The 18931-nt window shown below is 38.1% G+C and carries 18 protein-coding genes and 3 tRNA genes; 4 read left to right on the top strand and 17 right to left on the bottom strand.

All coding sequences use genetic code 11. The annotated features are described in order from the left end of the window. Nucleotides 1–213 precede the first annotated feature (213 nt). The 16 genes from ftsH to C1G53_RS09710 form a co-directional block, all read right to left on the bottom strand. Nucleotides 214–2184: an ATP-dependent zinc metalloprotease FtsH gene (gene ftsH / locus C1G53_RS09785; RefSeq protein ID WP_105118510.1), complete on the bottom strand. Its 1971-nt coding sequence runs from the start codon at nt 2182–2184 to the stop codon at nt 214–216. A gap of 21 nt (nt 2185–2205) precedes the next feature. Next, entirely contained in the window at nt 2206–2748 is a 543-nt protein-coding gene (gene hpt / locus C1G53_RS09780; protein WP_105118509.1) for a hypoxanthine phosphoribosyltransferase, read from the bottom strand. Between the two features lie 7 nt (nt 2749–2755). Next, the gene (tilS, locus tag C1G53_RS09775) at nt 2756–4024 is read right to left on the bottom strand and encodes a tRNA lysidine(34) synthetase TilS (RefSeq protein WP_105118508.1); all 1269 of its coding nucleotides are present in this window, start codon (nt 4022–4024) and stop codon (nt 2756–2758) included. Further along, nucleotides 4025–5305 (bottom strand): serine hydrolase, encoded by a 1281-nt coding sequence (locus C1G53_RS09770; protein WP_105118507.1) that lies wholly within the window; start codon nt 5303–5305, stop codon nt 4025–4027. It lies immediately after the preceding gene. Between the two features lie 12 nt (nt 5306–5317). Further along, entirely contained in the window at nt 5318–5431 is a 114-nt protein-coding gene (locus C1G53_RS13545) for an SP_0009 family protein (protein WP_105118506.1), read from the bottom strand. Continuing rightward, entirely contained in the window at nt 5428–5796 is a 369-nt protein-coding gene (locus C1G53_RS09760) for an FtsB family cell division protein (protein WP_105118505.1), read from the bottom strand. The genes C1G53_RS13545 and C1G53_RS09760 overlap by 4 nt, the downstream gene beginning before the upstream one ends. Next, on the bottom strand, nt 5783–6055 hold the full coding sequence (locus tag C1G53_RS09755) for an RNA-binding S4 domain-containing protein (protein WP_105118504.1): 273 nt from the start codon (nt 6053–6055) through the stop codon (nt 5783–5785). Before C1G53_RS09755 ends, C1G53_RS09760 begins: the two co-directional genes overlap by 14 nt. Nucleotides 6056–6105: 50 nt before the next feature. Continuing rightward, nucleotides 6106–9600, bottom strand: a complete 3495-nt coding sequence (gene mfd / locus C1G53_RS09750) for a transcription-repair coupling factor (RefSeq protein ID WP_105118503.1) — start codon at nt 9598–9600, stop codon at nt 6106–6108. Then, nucleotides 9600–10169 (bottom strand): aminoacyl-tRNA hydrolase, encoded by a 570-nt coding sequence (gene pth, locus C1G53_RS09745; RefSeq protein ID WP_105118502.1) that lies wholly within the window; start codon nt 10167–10169, stop codon nt 9600–9602. Before pth ends, mfd begins: the two co-directional genes overlap by 1 nt. Before the next feature lie 53 nt (nt 10170–10222). Then, nucleotides 10223–11338 carry a redox-regulated ATPase YchF gene (gene ychF, locus C1G53_RS09740; RefSeq protein WP_105118501.1) on the bottom strand — a complete coding sequence of 372 codons (1116 nt, stop codon included), beginning with the start codon at nt 11336–11338 and terminating at the stop codon, nt 10223–10225. 84 nt (nt 11339–11422) lie between these two features. Then, nucleotides 11423–11782, bottom strand: coding sequence for a helix-turn-helix domain-containing protein (locus C1G53_RS09735; protein ID WP_105118500.1), 360 nt, complete (start codon nt 11780–11782; stop codon nt 11423–11425). A 103-nt stretch (nt 11783–11885) separates the two neighbouring features. Further along, nucleotides 11886–12089, bottom strand: coding sequence for a DUF951 domain-containing protein (locus C1G53_RS09730; RefSeq protein WP_024379529.1), 204 nt, complete (start codon nt 12087–12089; stop codon nt 11886–11888). A gap of 68 nt (nt 12090–12157) precedes the next feature. Beyond that, on the bottom strand, nt 12158–13294 hold the full coding sequence (dnaN, locus tag C1G53_RS09725) for a DNA polymerase III subunit beta (protein WP_105118499.1): 1137 nt from the start codon (nt 13292–13294) through the stop codon (nt 12158–12160). Between the two features lie 153 nt (nt 13295–13447). Further along, nucleotides 13448–14815: a chromosomal replication initiator protein DnaA gene (gene dnaA / locus C1G53_RS09720; RefSeq protein WP_105118498.1), complete on the bottom strand. Its 1368-nt coding sequence runs from the start codon at nt 14813–14815 to the stop codon at nt 13448–13450. A gap of 202 nt (nt 14816–15017) precedes the next feature. Beyond that, the gene (locus C1G53_RS09715) at nt 15018–15776 is read right to left on the bottom strand and encodes a ParB/RepB/Spo0J family partition protein (RefSeq protein ID WP_105118497.1); all 759 of its coding nucleotides are present in this window, start codon (nt 15774–15776) and stop codon (nt 15018–15020) included. 65 nt (nt 15777–15841) lie between these two features. Continuing rightward, nucleotides 15842–17017, bottom strand: a complete 1176-nt coding sequence (locus C1G53_RS09710) for a S1C family serine protease (RefSeq protein WP_105118496.1) — start codon at nt 17015–17017, stop codon at nt 15842–15844. 191 nt (nt 17018–17208) lie between these two features. On the opposite strand from C1G53_RS09710, the gene rlmH reads away from it, so the two are divergent. Both rlmH and C1G53_RS09700 read left to right on the top strand, forming a co-directional pair. Then, a complete protein-coding gene (gene rlmH / locus C1G53_RS09705; RefSeq protein WP_105118495.1) occupies nt 17209–17688 on the top strand; it encodes a 23S rRNA (pseudouridine(1915)-N(3))-methyltransferase RlmH in 480 nt (159 codons plus the stop codon). Between the two features lie 24 nt (nt 17689–17712). Next, a complete protein-coding gene (locus C1G53_RS09700) occupies nt 17713–18387 on the top strand; it encodes a YoaK family protein (RefSeq protein ID WP_105118494.1) in 675 nt (224 codons plus the stop codon). Between the two features lie 7 nt (nt 18388–18394). Here C1G53_RS09700 and C1G53_RS09695 read toward each other — a convergent pair. Then, a tRNA-Arg gene (locus tag C1G53_RS09695) sits at nt 18395–18468 on the bottom strand. A 114-nt stretch (nt 18469–18582) separates the two neighbouring features. Here C1G53_RS09695 and C1G53_RS09690 point away from each other — a divergent pair. Together C1G53_RS09690 and C1G53_RS09685 are read left to right on the top strand one after the other, a co-directional pair. Then, nucleotides 18583–18654: transfer RNA gene (locus C1G53_RS09690), tRNA-Glu, on the top strand. Between the two features lie 5 nt (nt 18655–18659). Further along, nucleotides 18660–18732: transfer RNA gene (locus tag C1G53_RS09685), tRNA-Asn, on the top strand. Nucleotides 18733–18931: the final 199 nt, after the last annotated feature.

Raw genomic sequence — 18931 nt, 5'->3', positions numbered from 1 at the left:
TGTCGCTTCAGATTTGACAACTCAATTATTCTATCATCTTCATTTGACCTTGTCAACTACTTTTTGAAACTTTTTTTCAAACGGTTAACAGGTTCTCTAAAAGACAACTCAATAAGTCTATCATCTTCATTTCCTGTTGTCAACTCTTTTTGTAGATTTTTTTATGAAATAATGAAAACTGATAACCTAAAAAGATTATCAGCTGTAGATTTATTATTTTGTATCTATCTTCTCTTTGACTTCTTCATAAGAAAGAGGATGAACATCTTCGTCGTTATTTTCAATATTCTCTGGCATTTTGCCTGTTTCATAGAGAGATTTGATTTGAACACTGTCGAGAGTTTCATATTTAAGTAATGCTTCTGCGATTAGTTTATGTGTTTCACGATTAGACTGAATAATTTCAGCCGCCTTATTGCGAGCTTCATTTAGTAAATCACGGACTTCATTGTCTAATTCATAGGCAGTTTGTTCTGATATGTGTTTGTGAGTTGTCTGGCCACCAAACATAGCATGACTACCTTCATACTGCATTGGTCCCATTTTTTCACTCATACCATATTCAGCAACCATAGCACGCGCCATCTGTGTTGCTTGTTCAAAGTCGTTTGAGGCACCAGTGGTTTGAGTATTAAAGATAATTTCTTCTGCTACACGACCACCCATAAGTCCAGCCAATTGCTCCTTCATATCTTCTTTTGAAAGTAGCATTTGATCTTCTTTAGGAAGAGCAATCATGTAGCCACCTGCACGACCGCGAGGTACAATAGTAACTTTATGAACTTCGCGAGCATTTGACAAAACAAGTCCAACAATCGTATGACCAGCTTCGTGATAGGCAACAATTTCACGCTCCTTAGCTGAAACTTGACGGTCTTTCTTGGACGGACCAGCAATAACACGGTCTTCTGCTTCATCAATATCTGACGCATCAATTACAGTCTTATTTCGGCGTGCCGCAACCAGAGCTGCTTCGTTAAGAACATTTTCCAAATCAGCACCAACAAATCCTGGTGTTTGTTGAGCGACTAATTTCAAATCAACATCCGGAGCCAGAGGTTTGTTTTTAGCATGAACTTTAAGGATTGCTTCGCGACCCTTGACATCTGGGCGACCAACCAATACTTTACGGTCAAAACGTCCTGGACGAAGAAGGGCTGGATCGAGAACATCACTACGGTTGGTTGCAGCAATGACGATAATACCTTCATTGCCTTCAAAACCATCCATTTCAATCAAGAGTTGGTTAAGGGTTTGTTCACGTTCATCGTTACCGCCACCCATTCCGACACCACGTTGGCGACCGACAGCATCAATTTCATCGATGAAAATAATAGCTGGTGCTGCTTTTTTTGCATCTTCAAAAAGTGAACGAACACGGCTGGCACCGACACCGACAAACATTTCTACGAAATCTGAACCAGAGATAGAGAAGAATGGCACACCTGCTTCGCCTGCTACAGCCTTGGCAAGCAAGGTTTTACCTGTTCCTGGAGGTCCCTCTAATAAGACACCTGCCGGAATACGGGCACCAAGCTTGGTAAAGCGTTTTGGATCTTTCAAAAACTCTACCACTTCTACCAGTTCTTGTTTTTCTTCTTCTGCACCTGCGACATCTGAGAAACGAACTTTGATATTGCTTTGCTCAAGAGCTTTTGCTTTGTTTCGTCCAAAGTTCATGGCACCTCGAGCTCCACCACCGCCTTGGTTCATCATCATCATGAAGAATACACCAACGATAACAAGTGGTAACAAATTAAAGATAATATTTAACCATAGCCCATTGGAACTTTCAGGTTTAATCGTTACCTTAACACCATTTTCATTTGCTAGGGTTTGTAATTCTGATAAGTTTGTTTCAGATGGAAGAATAAGCGATTTGAAGTTTTTATAAGTAACAGTATTAGAAACTTGGAATAACTTAATAGAAGAAGCTAATTCATCCTTAGCTGTCTGCTCTGTCTTATATTTACCAGTAATTTCAATAACGCTTGAATCTGGTTGATAGGTCAGTTCTGATACATTATTATTTTTAAGTTCAGTAATAACTTGTGAATAGCTAATTTCTTGAGTAGCAACCTGCTGACCGGCATTAAAGAACTGGAATGCCGTTAGAATGGTCGCAATAACTAGAATAATGAGAAAAGGATTTTTAATAAATCCTTTATTTGGTTGATTGTTCATAATATAGTAGGAAACCTTTTTCTATTTTGTATAAACTTCCTCTTTTAGTACACCAACATAAGGAAGGTTACGGTAGTTTTCATCGTAGTCTAATCCAAATCCAACTACAAATTCATTTGGAATAGTGAAACAAGTATAGTCTGGCTCAATCTCAACCACTCGACCTTCTGGTTTATCAAGGAGGGTAGCAATTTTGATAGATTCAGCTTGACGGAGAGCAAACAGCTCTTTTAGTTCTTTTAATGTACGACCAGTATCAATAATATCTTCAACAAAGATAATGTGGCGACCAGCAACACTGTTATCCAAATCTTTAATGATTTTAACTGTTCCGCTACTTTCTGTACCACCATGATAACTTGAAACAACCATATAGTCCGTTTCGATATGCGTATCAATATGCTTCATCAATTCTGCCATGAATGGAATAGAACCTTTCAAAATTCCAACAAGAATAGGGTTCTTGTCCGCATAGTCTTTTGCTAGAATTTGACCAAGTTCTTTGCACTTTGCAATAATTTCTTCTTCTGAAACAAGAATTTTCTTAATATCTTTGTCCAACATAGTTGTTCTACTCTTTCATTTTAATATATAAGGTAGCTTTGATTATATCATTTTTTATTGATTTACTCAAATCACTGCTAGCAAGATTGACAATTCCATAAATTTTACCAGCCTGTTCAATCACAACAGCCTCTTGTCGAACTTTCTGCGGTATTTTATTATCAATAAACCAGCGACGGAGTTTTTTAGTGACGCCGTTTATTCGGATAGTATCTCCCGCCTGTCTTCCTCGTACTAGAATGGGTAAATGACTTGGAAAATGCAAAACCTGCTCTGCGTCTTCCATTGGGTGATTGAGTGAGAAAATATACGAACCATAAGAAAAAATACCTTCTGATTCTATCATGATTGGTTCTAGTTGCTCATCCGTCTGAGGTCCTATTTTATCAATTGTGAAACGATGATAATCTTTTTCTAAAACATAATTATTTTTTAACAGATGTTTATAATTCGCTTTTGATTGCAAAATATGAAGAACCTCGTCAAACTGGGAACGGGATAATTGTAAATCAGGAAAGACTTCTAAATATTCCTCTAGTAAATACCTCTGGACTGCCTGTGTCTGCTGCCGAAAACTTGTCAAATCTGTAACAGACAAATCTTTTGTTAAATCTCGTAACGCCTGTAATAGAGTACTGGTATCACCTGCCAGATTATTGAGAACAAGCTCAACTTTAGGATTTTCCTGTTTGAATTGTGGTAAATAGGTATTCCTTACCCTATTTCTGAAATAGTTTAAACTTTGATTGCTAGCATCTTCAAAATGAAATATATTGTCAAAATCGGACTTTTTAAAAGACAGAAGCGGACGAATGAGTTCTCCATTTGCAAAAGGCTGGATAGGCTGAATGGCAGACAGATGACGCAAGCGACTTCCCCTAATCAATCGCATTAAAACAGTTTCTGCTTGGTCATCAGCATGGTGGGCTGTGACGAGAGCTGTATAGCCTTCTTGCCCCATGATGTCCGCAAAAAACGCATAACGCCATTTTCTAGCTGCTTCTTCTGAAAATCTTCCTTCAAAATGTGATAGGTAGAAAGGAACATTATAATCCTCTGCTAACTGCCTGAGGTAACTTTCCTCAAGAGCGGCTTCCTCCCGTTGTCCATGATTTATATGGGCTATACCAAGTTCAATCCCTAGCTCTTTCCGAAATTCGTATAAGAGGTGAAATAAATTCAGGGAATCCAATCCACCTGACACGGCTACTAGTACTTTCTTATGTTTATCAAAAAAGTGACCATCCAGTGTCACTTTTAAAAATTTATTTTTCATTTACTTTAAAATCCCGTAAACATCATTTGCAATTTGTGTAATCTCATCATAGCTTGATTTATCCGTGAAAATAGATAGGACAAAAGGAGATTCTGCATAAACAATGGCTACATCGTGCTTGACATCATCCGCATCACCAATTTTGTGAGCAACCGGAACAGCAATGTCTTTTGAAATACGTTGGTTATCAAACTGCGTTGATATAAGACTTTCTAAAACATAGCCTTCTTGTTCATACAAGGCTTCCATCATTTTTCCAGCAACTTCTGCTGTGGTTTCACGTGTAACCATATCCCACTTACTACCTGTAATAGCAGTAATATTCTGGTAGAAGTCGTCATTAAACTGATGTGTCACATAGTAAGAAAGTAAATTGCTGGCTACATTATCTGACTCTTTAGCAGTCTTGTTGATCAATTCTTCTACCGAGTATTCTTTATTGTCTGGTGTTTTAGATAAAGAGCCACTACCACCAACAACATAGGCACCTGGAAAGGACATAGAATCTGCCGTGTACTTCACTTTAGTCGTCAAATCAACCTGTCCTGCATTGATTTGCTCCTGAACATAGTAAAGAATAGGTAGTTTAGCAATACTAGCAGAATAAAATACCTTATCTTGATTAAGACCTGCTGACTGACCAGTTGAAAGTTGCTTAACATATATTCCTATGTTGTTTTTGGAATATTTCTGTGTGAGCAAGTCTTGAACAGCTTCCATTCTATTGTCAACTGTAGCTAAATCGTCTATAGCTATCCATCCCTTATCTGCGATATAAGCAAAATCACCCAGAGGAGTTGTAGCAATTTTAGTAACATTAACAGCTTGATAGGACTTCAAATCTGTTTTTACTTCCTTAGCTTGATTTGCTATAGGAGAAGATAGGACTACAACATTTTTATTGGTCCAATAGGTCTGTTCAACAAGTTTTTCTGCTAAAACGACATCAGCAAATAGTTTGCTGGTATCTGCCAGAATATAGGAGGTATTATCAACCTGAAAAACCAACTCTTTTTTGGAGTTCACAGCTACATCTGTAATCGAAAAAGCTTGATTTGGCTGCAATTGACCAGCTACATCTGTCAGTTCTAAATCAGAATAAAGTGTTTCTGTTTGAAATACATTTGGATTTTGAGGGATAGTCTGAAAATACTGATCATATACAGTCCGTGTCAATTCATATTCTTCTTGTGCTGTGAGTTTAAACGGTATTTCTGTACTATCAACCACCTGCCATCCAAATAAAACTGGCAATAACCATACGAGCAGTTTCTTTTGCATACTCCCTCCTTTCTATAAATCCTTTTCGTCTAATTTTAATTCCTGATTTTTTTGGGATAACTCTTCCAACTTCTCTTCAGAATGTTGTAAAAATTGTTCCACGACTTTAAAAATAGAATCTGTCATTTTGGTAACCCCGGAATATTATAGACAAATTCCCCTTCTTTAGAGTATTGATACTTAGCCCGAACATACTTGGCAGCATAGTCCTCATTCTTTAATTTGGTGACCATTTCAGCTACTTGTTTTTGTTCTTTTGTCAACTCAGCATAGTTCTTTTCCAATTCAGCAAGCTTTTTTTCCTGCTTCTGAATATCTGTATAGGTCACCACAAGATTATAGGCTGGCAACATAAACAGAAAAATAACCAGAATCAAAATAGCAGCCATAAAACGATTTTTCTCTTGTCGCTCTGCCAGTTTATGTTGAGATTTTGTGCGTTCTGATTGAATAAAGGCATTATTCAATTGCAGGATTTTAGATTTTCTCATCCGCGTCTATCCTTTTTTCACTGATGATTTCATACATCTTCAGTGCATCTTCTTTTTTTGTAGAATCTTTCATTTCAAGGACCTTCACAGTTAGCAACTTATTGCCGAATTGGATTTCAACCTGATCTTCAACTTTTAAATCTGTTGATGACTTGGCAAGAATACCGTTGACTTTAATCCGTCCCTTGTCTGCAACTTCTTTTGCAACCGTTCTGCGCTTGATAATGCGAGATACTTTTAAATATTTATCTAATCTCATACCTTTACCTCAACTACATATTTTACCATTTTTTCATTTAATTGAAAAATTTATAATGTTTTTCTAGTCTTGATTTCTTGTAGTTTTTCAGCAAAAGCAAGCAATTCTTCTAAAATCTCATAGTCTTTTTTCTGCTGAACATTAAAAATAACTGCCAGTTTGCCTTTATTTTCCGTTATTTGAGCCTTCAATTTGGTAGCGGATAAGGCTTCAAAGTAATCTTGCGTTAAGAATAGTTGACCTGCCATTGGTTCAAATGTAACAGTTACTTGGTGTTGTCGTTTCATAACTGAGTGACAGAAAACTTGGTCAAGATAGGACTTAAGCAAACCAATTTCCAGCAAGTAAGCAACTACGTCTGGATATTCTCCAAAACGGTCCATTAACTCTTCCTGTAAATCTTGATAGTTTACACGACTGTCAATATTCTTGATACGCTTGTAAATTTCAATTTTTTGCCGTTGATCAGTAATATAGTCACTTGGTAGGTAGGCATCAATCTGTAAATGAACCTCAGAATTACTTTTATGACGTTGGGCAGTCTTCCCTTGTTTCTCTAAAATTGCTTGCTCTAACAATTGAGAGTACAATTCATATCCTACAGAATCTATAAAGCCTGACTGGGCAGCACCTAAAATATTTCCAGCACCCCTAATCGACAAATCCTGCATAGCGATTTTGAAACCAGAGCCTAATTCAGTAAAGCCTTTAATAGCTTCCAATCGTTTTTCCGCTACTTCTGTCAAGGACTTGTCTGGACGGTACATGAGATAGGCGTAGGCAATCCGACTAGAACGCCCGACACGCCCACGAAGTTGATACAAAGTTGACAATCCCATATAGTCTGCATTTTCTATAAAAAGGGTGTTTGCATTTGGAATATCAACACCAGTTTCAATAATCGTTGTTGTCACTAAGATATCGTATTCCCCTTCAACAAAAGCATACAGAGTGTTTTCAAGTTGAATTTCCGACATTTGTCCATGAACATAACCGATGCTTGCTTCTGGGACCAATTCTTTCAATTCTGAAACTTTTTGTTCTATAGTGTCAACCTTATTGTAAAGATAGTAAACCTGTCCACCTCTATCAACTTCACGGAGAATAGCATCTCGAATAACGGAAGGATTTATTTCCATGACATAGGTTTGAACAGGATAACGATTGGTCGGCGGTGTTTCTATGACTGATAAATCGCGAATTCCCAACATGGACATTTGCAATGTTCGAGGAATTGGAGTTGCTGTCAAGGTCAGGACATCGATTTTTTTCTTGAGTTCCTTCAAGCGTTCCTTGTGCTTGACACCAAAGCGTTGCTCTTCGTCAATGACCAGTAAACCTAAATCAGCAAACACAACATCTTTAGATAATAGCCTATGAGTACCAATGATGATGTCAACTTGACCTTTTTTTAGCTTTTCTAGCGTTTTTTCTTGCTCTGCTTTTGTTTTAAAACGACTCAAGACATCGACATTGACAGGAAATTCAGCAAATCGTTCCTGGAAATTAGCATAGTGTTGTTGGGCTAAAACTGTGGTTGGAACAAGGATAGCTACCTGTTTGCCATCATTGACAGCCTTGAAGGCGGCCCGCATGGCTACCTCTGTCTTACCAAAGCCGACATCCCCAACCAAAAGACGATCCATTGGAGAATCTTTTTCCATATCCTTCTTGATTTCATCAATAGAACGGAGTTGATCATCTGTTTCCACGTGTGTAAAGTAGTTGTCAAATTCCACCTGATTATCATCGTCTGGCGAAAAAGCAAAACCTTTCAGCTGGCTACGCTCAGCGTAAAGCTTAATCAAATCATCCGCAATGTCCTCCACCTGCTTTTGAACCTTTTGTTTGGTTCGTTGGAAACGGCCATCGTTTAGTTTATTGACTTTTGGAGCTTTTCCATCGGATGCTAGATATTTAGAAAGTAGATCTATTTGCTCTACTGGAATGGAGATGCGGTCAGCATTTTGATATTGAACCGTTACATAGTCACGGTGGATACCTGAGATTTCAATGGTTTCTATCCCTAAATATTGTCCAATCCCATGGACATGGTGAACAACGTAGTCACCGACAGCTAGTTCACTATAATCCTTAATTCTCTCAGCGTTGGAAATATTTGTTCGACGGACCTTGAGTTTGATCTTTTTATTAAAAATCTCTTTTTCAGTGATAAGTACTAACTTCTCATCCATCAAATGAAAGCCAGAAGCTAACTGACCAATGGTCACTTGTTGCTGACCTTCTACTAATTTATCTGAAGTATAGGTAGGAAGTTGGATGTCATACTCTTGTAAAGATTTCTGTAAAGTTTGTAAACTTGCTTCAGAACTTGCTTGAATAATGACTGTATGTTTTGATTTTCTATACCGAGCTAGTTCTTCTTTCAATAGAGGAATTTGATGGAAAAATTCCTGCATAGGATGCTGGGTAAATTGGTAAAGAGCGTCGAATTTTACATTTCCTAACCCCTTTTGAAAACTTGAAAAGAAGGTGGCTGGTTTGTATTTTCTCAATTCAGCATAAGTTGAGGCAAAATAATTCAAACTTGACACTGATTTCCCCTTCTGTAAATCATCTGTCAACAAGTCTGCAATTTCTTTTTCAAATTGAGCCTGCTTATCAGCGATTTTATGGAAATCATCCAAAAATAAGGGAGAACCCTTTGGCAAATAATCCAACAAGGTCCAGGTTTGTTCATACAAACAGGACAAGAATTTACGCAAATCTGGATGCCGGTACTCCGTCTGCATGTCCGCTAAAACTTCTCGTAAGTAAGATTCTTGCTCCTCTAGGGTAGATTGGTCAATAGCTGTCTGAATGTATTGGATAGCTCTGCTATAGTCTTCCGAAGACAAAATGATGTCGGAAGCTGGAGAGATGGATATACTTTCAAGATTTTCTAAGGATTTTTGACTGTCAACATCAAAGATACGAATACCATCAATCTCATCTCCAAAAAATTCTATTCGGTAAGGAGTTTCTGCTTGCATGTCAAAAATATCTAGAATATCACCACGTTGGCTAAATTCTCCCTGAGTTAAGACACGAGCTACCTTTTTATATCCGATATTGACAAGTTTCTTTACAAGATTGTCAACTTCTATTTCTTTACCAACTTCCAGTCGGATGTTAGAAGCTTTAAAAACCTCTGGATTTGGTAACAATATCCGACAGGCAGCCACACTAGCTACCAGAATTCCTGATTGAGTTGGATTGGTCAAAAAATTCAAACTATCAATTCTTGACTGAGTTCGTTCTTTTGATGCAAAGATAAATTCCGCAATTGGACTATCATCTGTAAAGAAGTTGTAAACGTGCTCATTTCCAATAATGGCTGTTAAATCTGCAACTAACTTCTCTGCTTCATTTTGAGTAGCAGTCACAATCACTATTTTCTCAGCCAGACTATCATAGGCTGTCGCCATTACCAATGACTTACTAGTTCCGGATAATCCTAAAAGTAACTGACGAGTTGATTTATTCAATCCTGACTGCCATTGATTGATTTGCTTGTTCTTATGAAGTAAATCGAGTATATTCATTATCCGTTAAACTTTCTCATAATGGTATCAAAGTCATCTTCTTCTAAATATAAGTTGACAGCCTTGTCAAGTTTATCTAAGGCCAAGTCAATCTCGATACGGTCTTCTGTATCAAAACCTGATAGGACGTGGTTGACAACGCTCATTTTTCCTTTGGGACGGCCGATACCGATTTTTATACGGTCAAATTCCTGCGTTCCAATATGCTTGACAATGGATTTGATTCCATTATGGCCACCTGCAGAGCCTTTTTGACGGAAACGGATTTTCCCAACAGCCATGTCCAAATCATCATAAGCCACCAGAATATCAGTTTCATCTAGACCATAGTAGGTCATCAGAGCATGAACAGCCTTACCTGATTCGTTCATAAAGGTAGTTGGCTTGACTAGGAAAATTTTCTCACCGTCAATAAAGGTAGTAGCAATGTCCGCTTGAAAAATCTTATCGTGGTTAAAGGTCACATTTTCACGCTTGGCAATCTTATCCAGCAGCATAAAGCCGACATTGTGCTTAGTTTCAAAATAGCGGTCTCCGGGATTTCCCAGACCGATGATCAATCGTGTCATTTTTTCTCCTTAATACCAAAAGGCTGGAAAATACTTTCCAACCTGATTGTCTATTAGACGTTAAAGCGGAACTCCATGATGTCCCCATCCTGAACCACATACTCTTTTCCTTCTTCACGGAGGCGTCCTGCTTCCTTAACAGCCTTCTCAGAGCCGTAGGTCATCAAATCATCATAAGACATGGTAACGGCACGGATAAAGCCTTTTTCGAAATCTGAGTGGATAATACCAGCACACTGAGGAGCTTTCATGCCACGCTTGAAGGTCCAAGCACGAACTTCCTTCTCCCCTGCGGTAAAGTAGGTGCCAAGTCCAAGCAAGTGGTAGGCTGCACGGGTTAATTTGTCCACGCCAGATTCTGTCAAACCAAGGGCTTCTAAAAATTCAACCTTGTCTTCATCGTCCAACTCTGAGATTTCCTCTTCTGCACGCGCAGAAATGACTACAACTTCTGCATTTTCTGTTGCCGCAAAGTCACGGATTTGCTGAACATAGCTGATAGACTCAGGATCTGCTACCTTGTCTTCATCGACGTTGGCAACATAGAGGACTGGTTTAGTGGTCAAGAGGAAGAGTTGCTTGACGATTTTTTGTTCTTCATCTGTGAAGTCAACTGTACGGGCAGATTTTCCAGCTTCCAAGACAGGCTTGATTTTTTCAAGAACTGCAAATTCTGCCACAGAATCCTTGTCTTTTTGCGTACGAGCCATTTTTTCTACACGCGCATAACGCTTGTTGATGCTCTCTAGGTCCGCCAAAATCAATTCTAGGTTAATGGTATCAATATCAGCGATTGGATCCACGAAGGCGTCTTCACGGCCTTGTTCACGCATGACATTTTCATCATCAAAGGCACGCACCACGTGGACAATGGCATCAACCTCACGGATATTTGCCAAAAATTTATTTCCAAGTCCCTCACCTTTAGAGGCACCTTTTACGATACCGGCAATATCGGTAAATTCAAAAGTGGTTGGAACTGTCTTTTTAGGAGTGATGAGTTCTGTCAACTTCTGCAAACGCTCATCTGGCACTTCCACCATACCGACATTTGGATCAATGGTCGCGAAAGGGTAGTTAGCAGCCTCTGCTCCTGCCTTTGTAATCGCATTAAATAGGGTTGATTTACCAACGTTTGGCAAACCGACGATTCCTGCTGTTAAAGCCATGTTTTTTTACTCTCCAATTAAAAATTCAATCATGACTATTATAGCAGAAAAATAGAGAAAAAGCTTGCCGATTGGCAAGCTTCGTTAAAAATAATGCATAATGAAAAATGAACCTAAAACAACAACTGCAACAAAAATGAGAGAGATAATATCTCCTCTTGTAAGAGGTCGTTTGGATTCTTCGTTCAAGTATTCCCAAACATTCATTTTTCCTCGCTGTTCCACCACAATTTCCTTCTCAGGCTCTTTTCCTAAAACCAGATAATCCAGACTGACACCAAAGATTTCTGCCAGCTGGACCAGTTTGTCGATATCAGGCGTTGCTTCACCATTTTCCCATTTAGAAACAGCCTGACGGGAAATATAGAGTTTCTCTGCTAAGTCATCTTGAGACAAATTTTGACCAGTACGTAACTTTTTAATTTGCTGTGCCAACTGATTCATGGTCATGTCCTCCTCTTTTTTCTAAGTCTATTATAGCTTAGAAAGGAATAGTTGACTAGCACTTTTTAGGAAATATTCGCAACCAGCAGTTGCAAACTGTCAACTAGGCTTCGCTTGGTAGCACTTGTTTCATTTTTCGTTCAAAATCATGCCGGCTCATCATGACTACATGGTCACAGTTGGTACAACGGATTTTGATATCCGCTCCTAGACGGATGACTTCCCATTTATTGGCCTTCTTGCCGGTCGATTTGATGACACAGGCATGAGGCTTTTTCATTTCAACAAATGATCCTAATTGGTACATAAATACTCCTTTAGTCCTATTTCTTTCAGTATAACATAAAAACGGCTAGGCTAGCCGTTTTCAATCAATTAATTGGTACGAACTGGAGTTACCAGTTGGATAAGATCTTCCTCTTCGTTATTTGGAACCAGTGTAAATGGTCTAACAGAGGAGATAAAGCTGATTTTGACCTGCTCACTATTGGTAGCCTTCAAGGCTTCAATCAAGTAAGTTGGGTTAAAACTAATCACCAAATCTTCTCCAGTCACTTCTAGTGTGTCCAATTCTTCGTTTACACGTCCAACTTCTGGAGAGTTGACATGAGCTGTGACGACATTGTTCGCAATTTCAAGTTTTACTGTGCCATTCTGAGTTGCATTTGAAAGTAGGCGTGCACGTTCCATAGAATGACGGAGATTGGCTGTGTCAAATATAGCAACTGTTTTAAACTCTGTTGGAATCAGGCGGTCTGTATCTGGATAGGTTCCTTCAAGCAAACGTGTATAGAAGCTAATATGCTCGCTTCTGAAAAGAATTTGATTGTTGGAGAAGAATACTTCTACAGTTTCGATATCATCTGTGAAAACAACTGTAAATTCGCGAAGAGAACGGCTTGGAATTACCACGTTAAAATCATCACCTGCTTTTTCAAGAACCAATTTACGTTGGCTCATGCGGTGTGAATCTGTCGCAACTGTTTTTAGATTTTTATTATCTGTCAAAACAAAGTGAACACCTGTTAGGATTGGGCGACTTTCTTGCAAGGAAGCTGCAAAAGCTGTTTCGTTGATCGTTTGCTTGAGTACTTTTGTTTCTAGGACCAAAGGTTTTGAAGTTGGCACTTCTTGCAGACGAGGATACTGTTCCGCATCTTTACCTTTCAAAGTAATTTCAGACTTACCACTTGTTAGTACAACTTGCTTTTGCTCAATTTCATTAAAATCAACTACGACATCAGGTAGGCTAGATACAATATTGATAAAGAAGCCTGCTTCTAAAAGAATAGCACCAGGAGAGCTTATCAACAGACCTGCATTTTCATCCTGGATAGAAATAAAATGTTCGATAGAAATCTGTCCATTAGAACCTGTTAAAGTAATTCCATCACTAGTAACCGTGATTTTAACAGTTGAAAGAATTGGAATAGCATTTTTTGTACTGATTGCTCGTTTGGTTGTGTTTAGTGCTTGGAGAAATACATTTTTGTTAATTGAAAATTGAATCATGGAAACTCCTTTATTTATTATTTATAAGGTTAGTAGTAGTAGTAGGCCCTGTGTATTCTGTGGAAAAGTAGGTCAAAGCCATAACTTTCAAGAAAAATAGCTTGTTCACAACTTGTGGAAAAGTAGATGGATTTTTTAAAACTTATACACAGGTCATCGAATTTTATTTTTTATACTGGTTATTTCTATTTCCAAATTATCATCATCCATTAGCAAACTTTTAATCTTGTTATAGGCGTGCATGACTGTTGTATGGTCACGATTACCAAATTCTCTACCAATTTTTGGCAAAGAGTTGTCTGTCATTTCGCGGGCTAAGAACATAGCAACCTGGCGCGCGTGAACAATGTGTTGGACACGTTTTGAGCCCTTTATTTCTTTGAGGCTAACTCCATAGAAATTTCCAACTTCTGTTTGGATTTTTTCAATCGGAATGACCATGTTTTGAGGGTTTGTTTGCTTCCTAGAGCGAATGGCTTCAGCAGCTACTTCTACTGTTATCTCAGACAGATTTCGCATAGTAGCAAGTAGGTTAATGTCTTTCAATGCTCCCTCAAGATCACGGACGTTAGAATCAAATTGACCTGCTAAGTAGGACAGGGTATCATTATTGAAATCATAAGGGAAGGCCTCGCATTTATTGCGTAAAATAGCAATACGTGTTTCAAAGTCAGGAGGTGTGATTTCACTCGTTAAGCCCCACTTAAAACGAGTTACTAATCGTTCTTCAAGATTGTCTAGATAGTCAGGGTTTCTATCACTTGTCAGGACTATTTGTTTATTTTTTTGATGGAGTGCATTGAAAGTATGGAAAAATTCTTCTTGCGTGGTTTCTTTTTTCTGAATGGATTGGATATCATCAATGAGGAGCAGGTCAAGATTACGATAGATTTCTTTGAACTGTTTCATTTTATTTAATCGCATGTGTTCCAATAACTCATTGATAAAAGTTTCAGATGAAACATACTTGATTTTTGCATGAGGATTGTCAGCTAGGACCTTATTACCGATTGCATTTAGAATATGAGTTTTCCCTAAACCTGGTCCACCAAAGATAAATAGTGGATTATAGAGCTCTCCTAAGTTATCAGAAACAGCTAGTGCAGCCGCTTTTGCCCAATGATTGTTATCTCCTTGAACAAAGTTTGAAAAGGTATATTGGGATTTTATATCAGAATGGACAGGCTGTAGTACTCCCTCTGCTATATCAGTTATAGAAGACGGGGTGGAAGGGCTGTATGTTGTTCTAGTAGTAGAAACTACTTCAGTCACTTCTTCTGTAAATTGGTAGCGAGTAGTGAGCGGTTCACCGAAAATTTCAAAACTAGCCGCAATCATTAGCTCCTCAAAGTTTGTTTCCCAGAAATCTTTTTTAAATGGGCGATTTAAGAAGATGGTGGCTACTTGTTGTTCTAAGTTTAGTAATCTTGCATCTGCAACGTAAAAATCATAAATGGAAGCTTTGAAACTTGCTTGGACTAGTTCAATAAATCGTTGCCAGAATTGTTGTTCTTTATTCATATTTTCCTCCTCTCATTTTCTATTGGCTAGAATAGTGTACCATAAAAAGCAAAAGTTTTCCACAGATATTTTTTAAAATTCACAATGTTCATAAAAGTTTTCCACAGGATGTGAATAAAAGCTAGAACCTGTGTAGATTCTAGCTTTCTCGGTCTTTTTAATTGTGGAAAAAAGTGTTTATGAAAATATTCTATAAACAGGCTTATTTTAAATTGTTGATAATTCGCTCAAATTCTTCAAGGCTATTAAAGCTGATTCGAATTTCTCCATTGCCATTTTTTTTCTGAAGAATTTTTGTAGAGGTTCCCAGTAGTCTGGTCAGTAAGTCTTCTTGCTCCTTGAGAAATTGATTTTTTGGTTGTGTCTTTATTTTTTTCTTCTTGGATAGAATTTTTTCAAGAGCCCGCACACTTAGATCTTTTTCGATGATTTCCTGAACCCAAGTAGCTTGCTTTACTTCTGAAAATGCAACTAACTGACGCGCGTGGCCTTGCGAAATTTTTCCTTCTTTTATTGCTTGCTGTGTTTCTTTGGAAAGATTTAATAAACGTAGTAAGTTACTGATATACGGTCTTGATTTTCCCATGATTTGAGCAATTTCATCATGCTTCAATCCCTTGCTGAGTAGTTTTTGATAGGATGTTGCTTCTTCGATAGGATTTAAATCTGAACGCTGTAAATTTTCAATGATTGCCTGATAGAGCAAATCATCATCACTCAATTCTTTGACGATAGCGGGAATTGCTGTTAATCCAGCTAATTGACTAGCTCTCCATCTTCTCTCACCTGCTAATAGTTCATAACCAATAATGGACGACTTTCTTACAATGATTGGTTGGATCAATCCGTTTTCTTTTATAGACTGAGCTAATTCTTCTAGCTTATTTTGGTCAAAATGTATTCTTGGTTGGTAAGGATTTGGCTGAATATCTGAAATATTGATAGTACGTAGTTCTTCCATAATGTTCATTTTAGCAAAAAAAAACAGACTTTACAATCATGTAAAGTCTAGTTTAGATACTACTATTATTGAAGTTGTTCGGTAGAGTGTGTCAACTTGATGTCAACAGTTTCTTTCTTATTGTTTCTATAATAGGTGATGCTTATGCTATCTCCAATTTGGTGCTTATAAAGCGCACTCTGTAGATCACTTTTATTTTCGATGACATCCCCGTCAATTTCAGTAATAACATCATAGGTTTCAAATTTTCCATCTGCTGGTAGGCCTGCTTGTGTAGAAACAACGATAACACCAGATGTTAATTCAGTATTGGAAAGTCCTGCTTTTTCAAGTTGACTAGTTGACAAATCTGTCAAGTTAACCATGTGAACACCCAGAGCAGGTCGACTGACCTTACCATCTGTTTCTAGTTGATTGATAATGGCCACCGCATCGTTGGAAGGAATTGCAAACCCCATACCTTCAACTGCAACTCCAGAACTAGTCAAAGAACTTGAAGTAATTTTACTAGAAGTAATTCCGACAACTTGACCTTGGATATTGATGAGTGGTCCACCAGAGTTACCAGGGTTAATGGCTGTATCCGTTTGAATGGCATTAGTGGAGATGGTTTGACCATCTTCAGACTGAGAGGTGACAGTACGACTGAGGCTGGAGATAATCCCCTGTGTGACGGTATTTGCGTAAACACTCCCTAGAGGACTACCGATTGCAATAGCTGTTTCACCAACCTTAATGGTGTCTGAGTCCGCAAATTCAGCTACTGCTGTCACCTTGTCTGCAGTGATTTTGATAACAGCTATGTCAGAGTAGGTGTCAGAACCCACTAATTCCCCAGCTACTTTCTCTCCAGAAGCTAGAAGGATATCAATTTTTTCAGCATTATTGATAACGTGAGTATTGGTTACAATATAGGCAGTATTCCCATCTTTTTTGTAGATAACCCCAGATCCCTCACCAGCTACTGCTAATTCGTCGGAACTGGCAATATTTCCAAAAATAGCGCTCAGGCTATTACTTGCTGCAGTTTGATAATTAATCACGGAAACCACAGCGTTCTGTACTTTTTCGACAGCTTTGGTTGTCGATGTTTCATTATCATATTGGACATTGCTGACGCTAGTAATAGCTGAGCTAGCTTGCTGGACTTGAGGTTGAAATAGGGGGGCTGTCAATGCACCAGCTAATCCGCCCACAAAACCAACTACAAATAGAATAGCGAATTTCAAATATTTTTTCATATAGAGGATCCTTTTCCTTTCTTACATTTTCCTTAAGATTACTCTTGCTTTCTTAATTATAGCTTAAAGTTTTCAAAAATCAATCCACAACCTGTGGATAACTATGTGAATAATGTGAATTTGCTTTGAAATTTTGAGATTTTTTCGGATTATCTACTAGCAGAAACCTGTGGATATGTTACAATATTTTTATGAAAATAAAATTGATAACCGTTGGAAAATTGAAAGAAAAATACCTTAAAGATGGTATTGCTGAATATAGTAAACGTTTAGGTCGTTTTACAAAGTTGGAACTGATTGAACTGGCTGACGAGAAGACGCCAGATAAGGCTAGTCAGGCAGAAAATGAGCAGATATTGAAAAAGGAAGCTGAGCGAATTATGGCTAAAATTGGTGAAAGAGATTATGTCATCGCTCTGGCCATTGAAGGAAAGCAGTTTCCCTCTGAAGAATTTAGCAAGAAACTAGCTGACATTACAGTGAGTGGCTATTCTGATATTACTTTTATTATCGGTGGAAGTCTTGGATTGGATCCACAAGTGAAAAAAAGAGCCAATTTACTGATGAGTTTTGGACAATTGACCCTCCCTCACCAACTAATGAAATTGGTTCTTATCGAGCAAATTTATCGCGCCTTTATGATTCAACAAGGCAGTCCCTACCATAAATAGTTTCACGTGAAACAAGGAGTTAGAATGAAGCAGAAAGATTATCGTGTTTTTGAAGGCTTGCGGGTAGCTTGTTGCTTGACCTTTATTAGTGGTTATCTCAATGCCTTTACCTACGTGACCCAAGGTGGTCGTTTTGCTGGTGTACAATCTGGCAATGTGATTTCTCTTGCCTACTATATGGCCAAGGGGGATTTTGTTCAGGTAGCAAACTTTTGTATTCCAATTCTATTTTTTGTATTTGGTCAATTTTTCACTTACTTAGCTAGAAGGTATTTTGAAAAACAATCTTGGTCCTGGCACTTTGGTAGTAGCTTGATTATGCTAATTTGCATTCTTTTGACAATTTTTTTATCTCCTCTTATGCCTGCTTCTTTCACCATAGCTAGTTTGGCTTTTGTAGCCTCTATTCAGGTAGAAACCTTTAGAAGGTTGAGAGGTGCTCCCTATGCCAATGTCATGATGACTGGAAATGTAAAGAATGCAGCCTATCTATGGTTTAAAGGCATGATTGAACAGGATGCAGAGCTGAAAAAGACAGGAAGAAATATTTTACTTACGATTATTGGTTTTATGCTTGGTGTTATAAGTGCAACGCAGCTATCATTTCAGTTTAAAGAATATGCTTTAATCGGCATTCTCCTACCAGTCCTCTATATCAACTATCAATTATGGCAAGAAAAAAGACCTATCTCACGATAGGCCAAGATGATTCCAGCAGGATTCGAACCTGCGACCGTTCGCTTAGAAGGCGAATGCTCTATCCAGCTGAGCTATGGAACCCTAACTATTTAATTGTACATTAAACGATTAACTCTGTCAATAGTGCAAAAATTTTTAAAAAACTATTGACAAAAAATTATCGGTGTATTATACTAGTTATTGTTCTGAAAAAATGGTCCGTTGGTCAAGGGGTTAAGACACCGCCTTTTCACGGCGGTAACACGGGTTCGAATCCCGTACGGACTATTCTTTCCGCCATAGCTCAGTCGGTAGAGCGCATGACTGTTAATCATGATGTCACAGGTTCGAGCCCTGTTGGCGGAGTAAATAAAGACTAGGAAACTTTGAGAAATCAAGGTTTTATTTTTTTAAAAAATTTATAGTAAATGAAAACCTCTCAGTAATCTATCTGAACTGCTCCCTGTCAAGTGGACAATGAAATAATAAAAGATTAGGCGACGGCCTTGTTCCTCATTTCAAGAGGGGCAAGGCCGTTGTTGCGTTCTTGAAATCGTTGATGATT

It is taken from the genome of Streptococcus suis, assembly GCF_002960445.1.
Taxonomy (GTDB): Bacteria; Bacillota; Bacilli; order Lactobacillales; family Streptococcaceae; genus Streptococcus; species Streptococcus hyiners.
Note: the sequence above shows the minus strand (reverse complement) of the source record. Positions and strands in the feature narration are given on the sequence as shown.